The following is a 12,684-nucleotide window of genomic DNA, read 5'->3' as shown; positions in this document are numbered from 1 at the left end:
GGGTCGACCGTTGACGACGCCGGCAGGCGTCAGCCCTCGGCTGCTGCGCAGACGGGGTCAGCCCTTGACGGCGCCGGTCAGCATGCCCTTTCTGAAGTGCTTCTGGACGAAGGGCGAGAGGACGGCGACCGGCAGGAGGGCGAGGACCATGACGGCCATCTGGACGGCGAGTCCGGAGAGGTCGCCGGCCCTGACCGCCTGGCCGAGGCCGACCGGGATCTCCTGTTTCTGCACGAGCTGGATGAGGACGTTCTGCAGCGGCATCATGTTCTGGTCGCTGAGGTAGATGGAGGCGTTGAACCAGGCGCTCCAGTAACCGACCGCGTAGAAGAGGGTGATGACGGCGATCACCGCCCGGGAGAGCGGCATGACGATCTGCCAGAGGATCCGCAGGTCTCCGGCGCCGTCGATCCGTGCGCTGTCGACGAGTTCGGGCGAGATGCCCATGAAGAAGCCGCGCAGGACGAGGATGTTGAAGACGCTGACGGCGCTCGGCAGGATCAGCGCGAGATAGGTGTCGGTGAGGCCGAGGGTCTGGACGAGCAGGTACGTGGGGATGAGTCCGGCGCCGAAGAACATGGTGGCCATGAGGGCGAGCAGGATGAAGCGGTGGCCGAGCGAGCCCGGCCGGGACAGCCCGTACGCGCAGAGGACCGACACGGTCATCGAGAACAGGGTGCCGGTCAGGGTGACGAGGACGCTGACGACCGCCGCCCGGGTGACCTGGCCGCCGCTCAGGAGCTCCTGGTAGGCGATGAAGGTGAGGTCCCTCGGGACGACCACCAGGCCGCCGACCTCTGTGATCGTCTTCTTCGACGAAAGGCTGGTGACCACGACGATCCACAGCGGTACGAGGACCGCGAGGCAGGCTCCGGCGAGGAGCAGGCCCTTGGCCGCGAGGCCGGCACGGCCGGGCGGCTCCTCCCAGACGGGCCGGGCGGGCGCCGCCCACCACGAGGTGTGGCGCCGGGACGTCTTCGCTTGGACGGCGGTCATTTCCGGTACACCCCCTGCTCGCCCATGAGGTGGGCGACCTTGTTCGCGGAGAGCACCAGCACCAGGCCCACGACTCCCTTGATCAGTCCGGCGGCGGCCGCGTAACTGAAGTCCTGGCTGCGCAGGCCGGTCCACCACACGAAGGTGTCGAGGACCTCGGCCGCCCCGGGTCCGACGGCGTCGCGCTGGAGCAGCAGCTGCTCGAAGCCGACGGTGAGCGCGTCGCCGACGCGCAGCACGAGCAGCAGCGCGATCACGGGCCGGAGCGCGGGCAGGGTGACGTGCCACATGCGGCGCCACCGCCCGGCCCCGTCCATGGCGGCGGCCTCGTACAGGTCCTGGTTGACGGCGGCGAGCGCGGCGAGGAAGACGATGACCCCCCAGCCGGCGTCCTTCCAGATGCCCTCGGCGGTGACGAGGAACGTGAAGACCCCCGGGTCGGTCATGAGGTCGAAGCCCTCGTGGCCGTACTGCCGGAGGGTCTGGGCGATGATGCCGGCGCCGCCGAGGATCTGCTGGAAGACCGTGATGACGAGGACCCAGGAGAAGAAGTGCGGCAGATACAGGACGGCCTGGACCAGGGCCCGGACCCGGGGCCGCAGCACGCTGTTGACGAGCAGGGCGAGCGCGATGGGCACCGGGAAGAAGAGCACCAGCTGGAGCAGGAAGAGGACGAAGGTGTTCTCCACGGCGTGCCAGAACGACGGGTCGGAGAAGACCCGTTCGAACTGGGCGAGGCCGACCCAGGGGCTTTCGAGCATGGCGGTGACGCCGTTGGTGGAGACGTACGGGTCGTAGTCCTGGAAGGCGACGACGTTGCCCAGGATCGGGATGTAGTGGAAGACCAGGACGAGGGCGAGCGCCGGGGCGGTCATGAGGAGGAGGGTCCGGTCGCGCCGGAACCGGCGGCCGAGCGGTACGTGGCCGTCCGCGCGGCGCCGGTCGTGGCGCCGGCCCCGCCCGCCTGGGACCTGCGGGGTCGGGCCGTCGGGCGGCCGCGCGGCCTGTTCCGCCGCCTTGGTGTCGAGCGTGCTCACCGTCAGCTCGCCGCGGATCCGGTGGTGTCGAGGAGCTTCCTGTACCAGTCGCGCAGCTCGTCCCCGCCCTTGGTCTTCCACTCGGAGACGGCCTGCTGCATGTCGGAGACCTTCTTGCGGCCCCGGACGATGTCCTTCTCCAGCTGCTCGAAGTCGTTCATGAGGCCGGTCCACTGGGACGGCTCGGTGATGGTCATCCCGTAGAAGGAGGACTTGGCGGTCACGGCGCCCATGCGCTGCTGCCACTCGACCATCGCCCGGGTGACGTCGGGGGTGTCGGGGTGTGCCACGTAGGGGGCGGGGCTGGCGACGAACAGCCAGGAGCTGCTGACCTCCTGGTTGCCCTTGTCGGTCTTGACCGGCAGGCCGTCCTTGATGGTGTGGTGGACGCCTTCGACGCCGTAGTCCGTGAGCATCCGCTCCTTGGTGCCGTAGGGCGCGGCAGTGAAGTCGGCGATGGCGAGGGCGTCTTCGACGATCGCCTTGGAGCTGCCCTTCCGCACGAAGGCCCAGATGTTGGCGGGGTTGGTCGCCCACAGCTTCGGTGTGCCGCCCGCGTGGCCGGGGATGTCCATGGCGGCCATGGCGAACGACGGGTTCTGCGCGGCCTGTTCGGACGTCTTGGCGTACCAGTGGGAGAGGTCGTTGTTGTAGACGAGGCACTGGCCCGCGGTGAAGCGGAGGCTGGTGTCGCCCTGGTTCTGGGTCTTCTCGTCGGGGTGGACGACTCCGGCGTCGTAGAGCTTGCGGGTCCACTCCAGGGCTTCGAGGTACTCGGGGGTCTCGATGCGGTTGATCAGCTTGCCGTCGACGAGGTGCCAGCCCAGCGCCTTGTCACTGCCGGGGAGCACGCCGAACATGTTGTAGGCGGTCCAGGTCATGTCCCCGCAGGCCCAGACCTTGGCCTTGGCGCTGGTGATCTCCTTGGCGAGGGCGAGGAACTCGTCGGCGCTCTTGGGTAGTTGCCAGCCCTTCGCGTCGAAGAGGTCCTTGCGGTAGAAGGGCGCGATGTTCGTGACGTACGAGGCGGGCATGGGCAGGCCGCGCAGTTTGCCGCCGAAGAGGGAGCGCTGCCAGGCGTCGGTGGGGATGGCCGCCAGGTTCGGGTAGGCCTTGACCTTGTCGCCGGAGAGGTACGGGCCGAGGTCCTCGAACTTGGCGTTGATCGCGCTGGGGATCTTGCCGCCGAGGTTCCAGCCGGGGACGACGACCACGTCGGGTATCTCACTGGAGGCGAGGACGGCGCCGAGCTTCTGGTCGTAGACGTTGCCGTCCTGGTTCTGCCAGGTGGCCTGGACGCCGATGGCCTCGTTCATGGCCTTGTAGTACGGGTTGTCGGAGGCGGGCGGCGGCCCCCAGAACGGGGCCATGACGGTCAGGGCGCCGCCCTTGCCCTTCTTGGCGGTGACCGACGCCTTGAGCTCGGCGCTCGCGATGGCCCGCGTGAAGCCGGCGGCGGAGCCGTTCTTCGGCGCGATGTCGGGGGTGACGACGGTGCCGGCCACGAAGGCGGGGAGGAGCTTCGCCGCGTCCTTGCCGGTGGTGGTGCCGTCCTTCTTCCCGGTGTCCGAGTCGCCGCCGCCGCAGGCCGCGAGGAGCGGGACGCCGCCGGCCACCGCCGCGGCGGCGACGGCGGTGGAGGCGAGGAAGCCCCTCCGGCTCTGCCCGGCGTCGCTCCGGCTCTGCCCGGCGTCGCTCCGGCTCTGCCCGGCATCGCTCCGGCTCCGCTCGGAGTCGCTCCGGCTCGGGGTGGATCTCCGGGAGCCCGTGGAGACGGCGTTCGGCGTCATTGCGTCAACCCTTCATGGCACGCGCCAGGACATACGGCGACCGCGGGGTCGCCGGTCGGCTGCGGGGGTGGAGGTGGAGCGGGCGGGGCGGAGCCCCGGGGCGCCGGCGACCATCGAGTCGAAGCGCTTCGATATTGCTGCGAGGTTAAGTGAACGTCACAGGCGCGGCAAGAGCCGTTCCCGAGTTTCTCGGGCTTCTCTCCGGCGCGTCGTCCCGCCAAAGCGCCCTGGGGGTAAGGGAAGTGGGTCACCGTGTCTCCTTGACACCCACTCCCCGCGCGCAGAGCATCGAAGCGCTTCGAATATCTCCCTATCCTCCTCTGCCAAGGGACTCGCACGTGACCGCACACCGGCCGCCCTTCCGTGACCCGGCCCTTCCCGTCGCCCGGCGCGTCGACGATCTCCTCGAACGGCTCACCGCCGACGAACGCATTGCCCTGCTCCACCAGTTCACGCCCGGCGTCGACCGCCTGGGCCTCGCCCCGTTCCGTACCGGGCAGGAGGCCCTGCACGGCGTCGCCTGGATGGGCCCCGCGACCGTGTTCCCGCAGGCCGTGGGGCTCGGCGCGAGCTGGCACCCGGAGCTGGTGCGCCGGGTCGGCGAGGCGGTGTCCCGCGAGGCACGGGCGATGCGGGCCAAGGACGACCGGGTCGGCCTCAACGTCTGGGCGCCGACGGTCAATCTGCTCCGCAACCCGCTGTGGGGCCGCGGCGAGGAGGGGTACGCGGAGGACCCGGCGCTGACCTCCGCGATCGCGACCGCGTTCACCCGGGGGCTGCGCGGCGACCATCCGCTGTACTGGCGTACCGCCCCGGTCCTCAAGCACTGGCTCGCCCACAACAACGAGGCGGCGCGCGACACTTCCTCCGCATCCGTACGGCCCCGCGTCCTGCACGAGTACGACCTGCGGGCGTTCCGCGGCGCCGTCGAAGCGGGCGCGGTGGCCGGGGTGATGCCCGCGTACAACCTGGTCAACGGCCGCCCGAACCACCTCTCCCCCTACCTGGAGGAGGAGTTGCGGCGCTGGACGGACCAGGAGCTGCTCGTCTGCTCCGACGCGGGCGCCCCGTCCAACCTGGCCGACTCCCAGGGGTACTTCGCCACGCACGAGGAGGCCGTGGCGGCCGCGCTGCGCGCCGGGGTCGACTCCTTCACCGACCACGGGACGGACGCGTCGCCGATCCTGGGCCGGCTGCGCGGGGCCCTGGAGCGTGGTCTGATCGACCGGTCGGACGTGGACCGGGCGGTGCGGCGGCAGTTGACCGTGCGGTTCCTCCTCGGCGAGTTCGACCCGGAGCTCGATCCGTACGCGGACGAGAGCCGGTTCGACACCCCCGAACACCGGGAGCTGGCCCGCGAGGCGGCCGAGGCAGCGGTCGTTCTCCTGAAGAACGAGCCGCCGGCCGGCGAGGAGCGCCCGCTCCTGCCGATCGCGGCGACGGAAGGGGTCCGGATCGCCGTCGTCGGCCTCCTCGCCGACGCCTGCAAGCTGGACTGGTACAGCGGTTCGCTGCTCCACCGCTCCACCCCGCTCGCCGGGCTGCGGGAGCGGTTCGGGCCGGAGCGGGTGAGCTTCGCCGAGGGCATGGACCGGATCCGGCTGCGTACCGCGTCGGGCACGTGGCTGCGGGTGCCGGAAAGCGATACGGAGGTCGAGGCGAGGGACATAGAGGTCGCGCTCGATCCGGCGCTGCTCGCCGGCCGCACCGACCTGCCCCCACTGACCGCCGGCACGGAAGGCTCCGAGCTGGCCCTGATCGACTGGGGCGACGGCGTGCTGACGCTGCGCGCGCCCGACGGCCGGTACCTCTCGGTCGCGGAGGACGGTTTCGTCCGCGCCTCGGCGGACGAGCCCGGCGGCTGGGTCGTCCAGGAGACGTTCCGGCTCGAAGCCCATGGTGACGGGCACGGGGACGGGCACCTCCTTCTGCACCTCGGGACGGGTGGCTACGTCTCTGTCGCCGCCGACGGCGTGAAGGTTGCCGCCGACCGCGAATCTGCCGAGACGTTCACCGTCGAGACCGTCGAGCGGGGCGAGGAGGCCGTCGCCCGGGCCGCCGCAGCGGCCGACGTGGTGGTCGTCGTCGCCGGGAACGACCCGCACATCAACGGCCGGGAGACCGAGGACCGTACGACGCTCGCCCTCCCCGCCCACCAGGACCGGCTGTGGCGGGCCGCGCACGCCGCGAACCCCCGGACCGCGCTCGTCCTCGTCTCCTCCTACCCGTACGCGGTGCCGGAGGCGGCCGCCACGCTCCCGGCCCTGCTGTGGACGGCGCACGGCGGCCAGGCGGCGGGCACGGCGCTCGCCCGGATCCTGGCCGGCGACGTCTCCCCGGCGGGCCGACTCCCCCAGACCTGGTACGCGGCGGACGCCGACCTGCCGGGGATGCTCGACTACGACGTGATCGGCGGCCGTCAGACGTACCTGTACTTCGACGGCACGCCGCTCTACCCCTTCGGCCACGGCCTCTCGTACACGACCTTCGGGTACGAGGAGCTGACGGCGGCGGTCGACGGGGAGACGGTCCGCATCTCCTGCACCGTGACGAACACGGGCGCCATCGCCTCGGACGAGGTCGCCCAGGTGTACGCGCGGGCCATGGCACCCTCCGTGCCGCGCCCGCACCACGAACTCCTCACACACGAACGAGTCCACCTCGCACCCGGCGCGTCGACCACGCTCCGATTCGCGGTGCCACTGGAGGCGCTCGGCTTCTGGGACGTGGCCCACGGCCGATGGGCCGTGGACCCGGGGCCGTACGAGATCCTCGCGGGCGCGTCCAGCGCCGACGTGCGCCGTACGGTCCGCGTCGAGGTGCCGGGTACGGCACCCGGGCCGCGTCCGGTCGTGGAGACGGGCCTGGAGGCCGTCGACTACGACGAGCAGACCGCGACCATGATCGTCGACCGCTCCCGGGTCTCCGGCGACGCGGTGACCCCGGCCGATCCGGACGTACCCGGCACGCTCCTCTACCGGTCCTGCGACTTCGGCGACGGGGTCACGGAACTGGCCGTGACGGCCGCAGGGGCGGGCGAGGTGACGTTCTTCGCCGGTACGGGGACGGCGGAGCTGGCCCGCGTGACGGTAGGGCCCACGGACGACCCGTACGACCACACCACCGTAAAGGCGCCCTGTCACGTCCGGGCCGTGACGGACCTCCGCGTCGAACTGCGCGGACCGCTGCGCCTCGCGCACGTCGCCTTCTCCGGCTGAGGGACCGGAAGCGCTACGCCCCCCGGGTAGGCTCGCGTGATCGTCTACCTGGGGGGCCACCATGACCCGCACGTCATCCGTACGCCGCGTCGCCCTGCTCGCGGCGGCGCTCGCCGCGCTCGCCGTCTCTTGCGGCACGGCGCCGGAGCCCGACGGCACCCCCACCACGTCAGGCTCGACGGCGCCGTCCTCCGGCGAGGATGTCCGTGGCGCCTTCGCCACCCTCCAGGCCACGCTCTACGACTCCTGCGCGGCGGACTGCGGCCCCTTTCTCGGCCGCGTCCACCAGGAACTCCAGGAGCTGGACGGGGCGATGAAGGCCGACCCCAAGGGGCCTGGGCACTTCCCCGAGCCGATCCAGAAGATCGCCGAGCTCAACAAGACGCTGGCCGGGGACAGTTCGTCCGAGAACCTGAAGAAGCACGAGAAGGTGATCATCGGCACCCGCGACTTCGTCAACACGTGGATGCAGGGCCACCCGGACGACTACCGCTGACCACGACGAACCCTGACCGAATCGGTCCGAGTTGCGCCGGCCGACCGAGGACGAGCGCGCGCTGATCCGCGTACTCACCACCCCGGTAACGGCGGCGCCCCGCCCGCAGACCTGTCCGGAGCCTCCGGTGGTGCTCTCCGTGGATCCCATGCCGCCCGCCGTACCGGCTCCGGGGTGCGCCACGTGCGCGATCGCCGCCGAGCGGGAGCGGCACCATCTCCGGACGCACGACCATTCGGCGGCGGCGGACTTCCGGGTAGAGATCCGGAACCACCCGCACGACGAGCCGAAGTTGACGCTTCCCTGGAATGTGCCATGACCACGGTGGCGGCCGTGACCGCGCCGCCGGTCTATCGCCTGGGCCGGCACCCCGGACCGGAGTCCGAGCTCACCATGACCGCGCGCTGCATGAACGGTGGATGCCCATGGGAGTCGGAGCCGACACCGCGGCCCGGGACCGGTGCGGTCGGGTGCGAGTCGCACACCGCAGCCACGGGGCACACCACCTTCGGCGTCCGCCTGGAGTACATCGCGCTGGTGACCACCGAGGCCGCGGGCGAGGAAGGCAGTGGCTGACGACGGCCGCCGACGCCACCTCGCCGATCACCGTCCCACCACCCCAGGCCGCGTCAGTCGTCTTCCGGCAGGTGGTAATAGACCGTGCCCGATCGCCAGGAGCCGTGCTCGGTCATCTCCTCATGGAGCACCAGGTCCTGGATCTCGACGGGCCCGAGAGCCTCGATCGTGTCGGCGAGGCGCCGCAGGAGCGCCGGGACGCTGTCGCAGCCCGGACCCGATGGGTTGGCCTGGGAGAAATGGCGGACGGTCCAGTGCTCAGGGGTGTGGATCACGGGACGAGCGTAGGCCCTCCCCGAACTGCGGAGGAGGGCCGTTCCGCGTCACTCAGCAGCCGCCGCCCCGGCGGTCGGTCGCGAGCACCGGCCGGCAGGCGACGGCGACGACCGTCGCGACCGCGACGAGCAGGGCGCTCGCCCAGAGCGGCCCCCGGTCGCCGGCCGCGGTGCCGAGGGCGATCGCGGCGACGAGTGGTCCGAGGGCGGCGCCGGTGTTGAGCGCGGCTGTCGCGAACGCGCCGGCCATGGTGGGGGCTCCCGTCGCCTCGTACAGGACCCGCGTGATCAGGGTGGCGCCGACGGCGAACGACAGGGCGCCCAGCACGAACACGAGGACCAGCACCGCGAACGGCCGCTCGGCGAGAACGGCGAGGACGGGCCAGCCGAGGAGCAGCAGCGGTCCGCCGGCCGCGAGGACGAGCCCGGGGCGCCGGTCGGCGAGCCGTCCCGCGACGGTGACCCCGGCGAAGGAGCCGGCGCCGAAGAGCACGAGGACGACGGGGAGCCAGAGCCCGCCGAGACCGGTCGTCCCGGTCACGAGGGGCGCGAGGAAGGTGAAGCTGCCGAAGGTCGCGGCGTTCACCAGGGCGCCGAGCAGCATGGCCAGGAGCAGCCGGGGGCTCCCGAGCCGAGCGAGTTCGTCCCGGAGGGCGGGGCGGCCGGCCCCGTCTTCCTGCTGCGCGGGTCGGGCGGGGACGCCACGGACGATGCCTAGTGCCGCCGGGAGGCACAGCAGGGCGACGGCCCAGAAGGCGGCCCGCCACCCGAAGAGCGCGCCGAGCAGCGCGCCGCCCGGCACTCCGGCGATGGTGGCCACGGTCGTGCCGGACAGGAGGACGGCGAGCGCGCGTCCCTTCCGCTCGGGCGGTACGAGCGCGGCGGCGGTCGTCAGGGCGACGGCGAGGAACCCCGCGTTGGCGAGGGCGGCGACCACCCGGGTCGCGAGCAGGACCGGAAAGCTCGTGGTGAGGGCGGCGACGACGTGGGCGGCCAGGAACAGGGCGACGAAGGCGAGGAGTCCGGTCCGGCCGGACCGGCCGCGGGCGAGCCCGGCCATGAGCGGGGCGCCGACGACCATCCCCGCGGCGAAGGCGGAGGTGAGAAGACCGGCGGTGCCGACGGTGACGTCGAGCTCCGAGGCGATGTCCGGCAGCAGGCCGGCGAGCATGAACTCGGAGGTGCCCATGGCGAAGACCGCCAGGGCGAGCAGATAGAGCGGGAGAGGCATCGAGAGGGCTCCGGGGTGAGGAGAAGTACGAGCGGACTCGTCTCGTCACCGCGGTCAGCACCCACGAACACACGCCTCGCCGCAATGCGGCGGACGGCGAACGAGCTGTGGACTCAGCTGCGGACTCAGGGGTTCAGGGGGCTGACGGCGTGACCGAAAGCCCCCACCCTGGATGCTTCGGGGCTCGACATGCGGAGCACGCTACCCGACCAACGCGAGCGTGGACACGCCGCTTTCCGCATGGCACGGCCGGTTGCGCGGGCAGCGTGAGCTGTTCAGTCGTCGGTTTCGGACGACTCCCGAGGGTGGGTGGCATAGATCTGGTGCCAGTGCTCGGCCGAGCGGGCCAGGTCGTCGATGACGTGGAGGAGGAACTGGCTCGTGCTCTCCAGCCGGGCGCCGGCGGGGGTGTCGGTGCCGAGATTCCGGGCTGCGACCTTGCAAGCCTCGGCGATCCGGGTCTGGCTGCGCACGCCGGCCATGACGGACTGGAACGCCACGTCGTCGTCGATGGCGTAGCGCTCAGCGCGGCTGTGGGGGTCGCGTTCGCGTTTGATGAGTGCCTGGGTTTCCAGGTATCCGATCGCCTTGGAGATGGAGGCGGGGCTGACGTGCAGGCGTCGCACGAGTTCCGCTGAGGTGAGGCTGCCGCTGTCGGTGGTGAACACCGCGGAAAGCACCCTGGCCATCATCTGTGGGAGCCCGGCCTGAACCATCAGTTCCATGCTCTGCGCGTCCACCTCGTCCATGAGCCGTGGATCGCGCCCGCCGGGGTCGGCCCTTCCCGGTGACGGTGTCGGCTCAGTGGTCCTGCGCCGGCGCGTGTCTCGTCTACTGGCCCGATGGGCCGCCTCGGCCTGGTAGCCGCGCGGCCCGCCGTTGCGCATCACTTCGCGGGTGACCGTTGAGGTCGGCCGCCCGATGCGGCGGCCGATGGCGGCGTAGGTCAAATCCTCGCGCAGTCCCGCGGCGATCTGCTGTCGGTCCTGGAGGGTGACTCTTTCACCAGGCATCGCGTGTCCTCCGCTGTCGGGCGTTTGAGGCCAGCTTAATGCAACGACCATCGTTGCATTACTCGACATCGGTCATGCAATGACTCATCACATCTACCTGCACGTATGTCGTTGCTTCACATATGAGTGATTGACGGTCTTGTGTATGCAACGTAACTTTCGTTGAGCCGTAAAGGTGCTCGTACGGCGCCGGATCTCACCAACGGGAGTGATGCCCATGACTACCGATCCAGGTCGACCCGCGGTCGCGGCGACTGCGGTACGCAAGGCGTACGGCGACCATGTGGTGCTCGACGGCATCGACCTCGACATCCCTGCGGGATCGGTCTTCGCGCTGCTCGGCCCGAACGGCGCCGGCAAGACCACCGTGGTGCAGATCCTGTCGACGCTCATCCGCGCCGACGCGGGGGAGATGCGGGTCGCAGGCCAGGACGTGGTCCGGGATCCGGACGCGGTGCGTGCCGCGATCGGCGTCACCGGCCAGTTCTCCGCGGTGGACGGCTTCCTCACCGGCGAGGAGAACCTGCTGTTGATGGCCTGCCTGAACCACCTGCCCCGCCGGGAACGGCGGCAGTGTGCCGCGGACCTGCTGGCGCGGTTCGATCTGGTGGACGCGGCCCGAAAGCCTGCGATGACGTACTCCGGCGGGATGCGCCGCCGCCTGGACCTCGCGATGACGCTGGTCGGCCGGCCTCGGGTGATCTTCCTCGACGAGCCGACCACCGGGCTGGACCCGCGCAGCAGGCGGACCATGTGGGAGATCATCCGCAGGCTGGTGACCGACGAGGGCGTCACGATCTTCCTCACCACCCAGTACCTGGAGGAGGCCGACGAACTCGCCGACCGGATCGCGGTGCTGCACCGGGGAAAGCTGGTGGCGGAGGGCACGCCGGAGGAGCTCAAGCGCCAGGTCGGCGGCGGCCATGTCACCCTGCGGTTCGCCGACCCACGCGGTTATGACCACGCGGCCCGGACGCTGGACGTGGTGTCCCGCAACGATGAGGCCCGCACCCTGCAGATCCCCAGCCAGGGCGATGTCCGGTCGCTGCGCGCGCTGTTGGACTGGCTCGATCACGCCTCGCTCACCGTGGACGAACTCCAGTTCCACACCCCCGATCTCGACGACGTCTTCTTCGCCCTGACGGGCAACCCGGTCACGGAACAGGAGCCCGCCCGATGAGTGCCGTTTCAGGCAGCGCGTCCAGTACGGTCTCCCACGCCTTCGCCGACTCGGCGACCATGTTGCGCCGCCAGTTGCGGCACATGCTGCGTTATCCGACGCTCATCCTGACGGCCGCCGGGGTTCCGGTGGTCTTCCTGCTGCTGTTCGTCTACGTTCTCGGCGGCATCCTCGGCAGCGGCCTCGGCGGGCCGTCGGGCGGCCGGGATGCCTACGTGAACTACGTCGTCCCCGGCGTCGTCCTGATGGCCGTGGCCACCGCGGCCCAGGGCACGGCGATCTCGGTCGCCATCGACATGACCGAGGGCATCGTCGCCCGGTTCCGCACCATGGCCATCGCCCGGGTCTCGGTGCTCACCGGTCATGTGCTGGGCAGCCTGATCCAGACCCTGCTGAGCATCGCCGCCGTCCTCGGCGTCGCGCTGCTGGTGGGATTCGAGCCGACCGCGGACTTCGGCGAATGGCTCGGCGCGATCGGCGTGCTCGTCATGATCATCCTCGCGCTCACCTGGTTGTCGGTCGCCCTGGCCATGGCCGCCAAGAGCGTCGCCACCGCGAGCAACATGCTGACGCCGCTGATGATCCTGCCCATGATGGGCAGCGGGTTCGTCCCCACCGACTCGATGCCGGCCGGACTGAAATGGTTCGCCGACTACCAGCCGTTCACCCCGTTCATCGAGACCCTGCGCGGGCTGCTGATGGGCACCCCGATCGGCAACAGCGCAATCCTGACCACCGGTTGGTGCGCCCTGATCGCGCTGGCCGGCTACCTATGGGCCAAGAAGCTCTACAACCGCGAGCCCACCAAATGAGTGTCTTCGTCGCGTCAGCCCGTGGACTGCACGAACTCCTCGGCATGCCCACCGACGAGG

At 70.9% G+C, this 12,684-nt stretch carries 11 protein-coding genes; 5 read left to right on the top strand and 6 right to left on the bottom strand.

Features of this window, described 5'->3' with window-relative positions; genetic code table 11:
* Positions 1 to 57: 57 nt before the first annotated feature.
* Genes ACIBG6_RS34950 through ACIBG6_RS34940 form a run of 3 tightly spaced genes read right to left on the bottom strand, consistent with a single transcriptional unit; the run spans position 58 to position 3,823 of the window.
* Entirely contained in the window at positions 58 to 996 is a 939-nt protein-coding gene (locus ACIBG6_RS34950) for a carbohydrate ABC transporter permease (protein WP_399226743.1), read from the bottom strand.
* A complete protein-coding gene (locus tag ACIBG6_RS34945; protein ID WP_399226821.1) occupies positions 993 to 2,039 on the bottom strand; it encodes an ABC transporter permease in 1,047 nt (348 codons plus the stop codon). The genes ACIBG6_RS34950 and ACIBG6_RS34945 overlap by 4 nt, the downstream gene beginning before the upstream one ends.
* Positions 2,036 to 3,823, bottom strand: a complete 1,788-nt coding sequence (locus ACIBG6_RS34940) for a Tat pathway signal sequence domain protein (RefSeq protein WP_399226742.1) — start codon at positions 3,821 to 3,823, stop codon at positions 2,036 to 2,038. Before ACIBG6_RS34940 ends, ACIBG6_RS34945 begins: the two co-directional genes overlap by 4 nt.
* Before the next feature lie 338 nt (positions 3,824 to 4,161).
* On the opposite strand from ACIBG6_RS34940, the gene ACIBG6_RS34935 reads away from it, so the two are divergent.
* From ACIBG6_RS34935 to ACIBG6_RS34925, 3 genes are all read left to right on the top strand, one after another.
* Positions 4,162 to 7,041 carry a glycoside hydrolase family 3 C-terminal domain-containing protein gene (locus ACIBG6_RS34935; protein ID WP_399226741.1) on the top strand — a complete coding sequence of 960 codons (2,880 nt, stop codon included), beginning with the start codon at positions 4,162 to 4,164 and terminating at the stop codon, positions 7,039 to 7,041.
* Between the two features lie 61 nt (positions 7,042 to 7,102).
* Positions 7,103 to 7,537: a hypothetical protein gene (locus tag ACIBG6_RS34930; RefSeq protein ID WP_399226740.1), complete on the top strand. Its 435-nt coding sequence runs from the start codon at positions 7,103 to 7,105 to the stop codon at positions 7,535 to 7,537.
* A gap of 315 nt (positions 7,538 to 7,852) precedes the next feature.
* Positions 7,853 to 8,113 carry a hypothetical protein gene (locus tag ACIBG6_RS34925; RefSeq protein WP_399226739.1) on the top strand — a complete coding sequence of 87 codons (261 nt, stop codon included), beginning with the start codon at positions 7,853 to 7,855 and terminating at the stop codon, positions 8,111 to 8,113.
* A 53-nt stretch (positions 8,114 to 8,166) separates the two neighbouring features.
* Here the strand turns inward: ACIBG6_RS34925 and ACIBG6_RS34920 are convergent, their stop codons facing one another.
* From ACIBG6_RS34920 to ACIBG6_RS34910, 3 genes are all read right to left on the bottom strand, one after another.
* The gene (locus tag ACIBG6_RS34920) at positions 8,167 to 8,388 is read right to left on the bottom strand and encodes a hypothetical protein (protein WP_399226738.1); all 222 of its coding nucleotides are present in this window, start codon (positions 8,386 to 8,388) and stop codon (positions 8,167 to 8,169) included.
* Between the two features lie 52 nt (positions 8,389 to 8,440).
* Positions 8,441 to 9,619, bottom strand: coding sequence for a Cmx/CmrA family chloramphenicol efflux MFS transporter (locus ACIBG6_RS34915; protein WP_399226737.1), 1,179 nt, complete (start codon positions 9,617 to 9,619; stop codon positions 8,441 to 8,443).
* Positions 9,620 to 9,894: 275 nt separating this feature from the next.
* Positions 9,895 to 10,632 (bottom strand): helix-turn-helix domain-containing protein, encoded by a 738-nt coding sequence (locus tag ACIBG6_RS34910; protein WP_399226735.1) that lies wholly within the window; start codon positions 10,630 to 10,632, stop codon positions 9,895 to 9,897.
* Positions 10,633 to 10,849: 217 nt separating this feature from the next.
* Here ACIBG6_RS34910 and ACIBG6_RS34905 point away from each other — a divergent pair, with 217 nt between their 5' ends.
* The gene (locus ACIBG6_RS34905) at positions 10,850 to 11,812 is read left to right on the top strand and encodes an ATP-binding cassette domain-containing protein (protein WP_399226734.1); all 963 of its coding nucleotides are present in this window, start codon (positions 10,850 to 10,852) and stop codon (positions 11,810 to 11,812) included.
* Positions 11,809 to 12,624: an ABC transporter permease gene (locus ACIBG6_RS34900; protein ID WP_399226733.1), complete on the top strand. Its 816-nt coding sequence runs from the start codon at positions 11,809 to 11,811 to the stop codon at positions 12,622 to 12,624. Before ACIBG6_RS34905 ends, ACIBG6_RS34900 begins: the two co-directional genes overlap by 4 nt.
* The last annotated feature ends 60 nt before the right edge of the window (positions 12,625 to 12,684 follow it).

The sequence above is a fragment of the Streptomyces sp. NPDC050842 genome (assembly GCF_044456565.1).
Taxonomy (GTDB): domain Bacteria; phylum Actinomycetota; class Actinomycetes; order Streptomycetales; family Streptomycetaceae; genus Streptomyces.
This window is presented reverse-complemented; position numbering and strand designations above follow the sequence as displayed.

What these genes read in the sequence shown, in the direction of transcription:
- ACIBG6_RS34950 (WP_399226743.1), bottom strand. Translation starts at nt 996, where the DNA reads ATGACCGCCGTCCAAGCGAAGACGTCCCGGCGCCACACCTCGTGGTGG.
- ACIBG6_RS34940 (WP_399226742.1), bottom strand. Translation starts at nt 3,823, where the DNA reads ATGACGCCGAACGCCGTCTCCACGGGCTCCCGGAGATCCACCCCGAGC.
- ACIBG6_RS34930 (WP_399226740.1), top strand. Translation starts at nt 7,103, where the DNA reads ATGACCCGCACGTCATCCGTACGCCGCGTCGCCCTGCTCGCGGCGGCG.
- ACIBG6_RS34925 (WP_399226739.1), top strand. Translation starts at nt 7,853, where the DNA reads ATGACCACGGTGGCGGCCGTGACCGCGCCGCCGGTCTATCGCCTGGGC.
- ACIBG6_RS34915 (WP_399226737.1), bottom strand. Translation starts at nt 9,619, where the DNA reads ATGCCTCTCCCGCTCTATCTGCTCGCCCTGGCGGTCTTCGCCATGGGC.
- ACIBG6_RS34910 (WP_399226735.1), bottom strand. Translation starts at nt 10,632, where the DNA reads ATGCCTGGTGAAAGAGTCACCCTCCAGGACCGACAGCAGATCGCCGCG.
- ACIBG6_RS34905 (WP_399226734.1), top strand. Translation starts at nt 10,850, where the DNA reads ATGACTACCGATCCAGGTCGACCCGCGGTCGCGGCGACTGCGGTACGC.
- ACIBG6_RS34900 (WP_399226733.1), top strand. Translation starts at nt 11,809, where the DNA reads ATGAGTGCCGTTTCAGGCAGCGCGTCCAGTACGGTCTCCCACGCCTTC.